This window comes from Haloferax profundi (genome assembly GCF_001469865.1).
Taxonomy (GTDB): Archaea; Halobacteriota; Halobacteria; order Halobacteriales; family Haloferacaceae; genus Haloferax; species Haloferax profundi.
Genome location: NZ_LOPV01000382.1, coordinates 1 through 1,069, shown reverse-complemented (window position 1 = coordinate 1,069; position 1,069 = coordinate 1). Strand labels below are relative to the sequence as shown.

2 protein-coding genes are annotated in these 1,069 nt (G+C 49.6%); one reads left to right on the top strand and one right to left on the bottom strand.

Translation table 11 applies throughout. From position 1 onward, the window contains the following. Window positions 1–205: ParA family protein (locus AUR66_RS20715; RefSeq protein ID WP_157533125.1), on the bottom strand; the 205-nt coding region annotated here is incomplete at its 3' end. A 582-nt stretch (window positions 206–787) separates the two neighbouring features. On the opposite strand from AUR66_RS20715, the gene AUR66_RS23355 reads away from it, so the two are divergent. Next, complete coding sequence (locus AUR66_RS23355) at window positions 788–940, top strand: DUF7837 family putative zinc-binding protein (protein WP_439331326.1); 153 nt, start codon at window positions 788–790, stop codon at window positions 938–940. Window positions 941–1,069 lie beyond the last annotated feature (129 nt).

Here is a 1,069-nt window from a genome sequence, read left to right as displayed (position 1 = left end):
CGAGATCTGCGTGTTCATCGTCTAGATAGACTTCGCGGAAGTCGAGGCCAACTGTGAGGTGACCATTCGGATCGAGGTCGACAAGCAGAACGTCGTGACCTCGCTCGGCTAACTCGCGGGCAGTGTTAAGCGAAATCGTTGTTTTCCCGACGCCACCTTTGAGCGTGTTCAGTGCGACAGCGTTTGGTTGGGTTTCCTGTGACATTGGAGTACACCTGAGTCACCTAAGGTAGCTGAGGTACCTGTGGTTGTGCGGATAGACTCACGCATATCGTATAATATTTCCTGACTCAACTACCTTACCTAAGTCACCTAAGGTACCTAAGGCAGGTAAGGTAGGCACCATTGTACAGCTTGATTCATCTCTGTTATCTATTTGTCTTGGCTCAACTACCTCACCTAAGGAACCTGTGCTGCCTGAGTCACCTCAGGTACCTAAGGTAACTGTGAAAACTAAGCCAACTTAGGTGGTTCCTCGTCTTGGATTGGTGTTCAGAAATGTCTCTGTCCTACCGTCTCTACCTAAGGTAACTTAGCTACCTTAGGTACCTAACCTGCTCCTAATTATATCCGAGACAGAGTCAGTAACTGTCGAAGTTTCAATAGCCTATTTCAAAATAGGCTATTCTGAAATTGGTTATCGCGGTTCGAGATCTCAACAGCCAGTGTCGATCACAGTTCCGGTGAAACCAGGGGAGGTTCGCGAACTGGCCAAACAACTTTGCTGTGGCATCGTGTGGACACTAGTGGAGACAGACTGTGTCACATGCGTCTCCACAATCCCCCCATGACGAGTGATTCGACGGCGCTTGGTCGATGTCCTGATTGCGGCGAAGAGATCGAAGCCTATCAGTCGATTATTGAGTTCGAGGATGGCGATGGGACAACTGGCGTGTTCGCAGAGTGCTATTCATGCGACGAAGTTGTCCGCCCAGAGTGACAAACTGTGCTACGTGCCCACGAGGAGGCCTGTGCTTGAATCCGAACATTGGCCGATTCATCGAAGTGCGTTGTAACGTAGCGCGAAATTTGGTTATAAAGAAGCTTCGAGTAGCGTTACAAACACGGG

Coding starts and splice junctions, on each gene's coding strand:
- AUR66_RS23355 (WP_439331326.1), top strand. CDS start 788: ATGACGAGTGATTCGACGGCGCTTGGTCGATGTCCTGATTGCGGCGAA.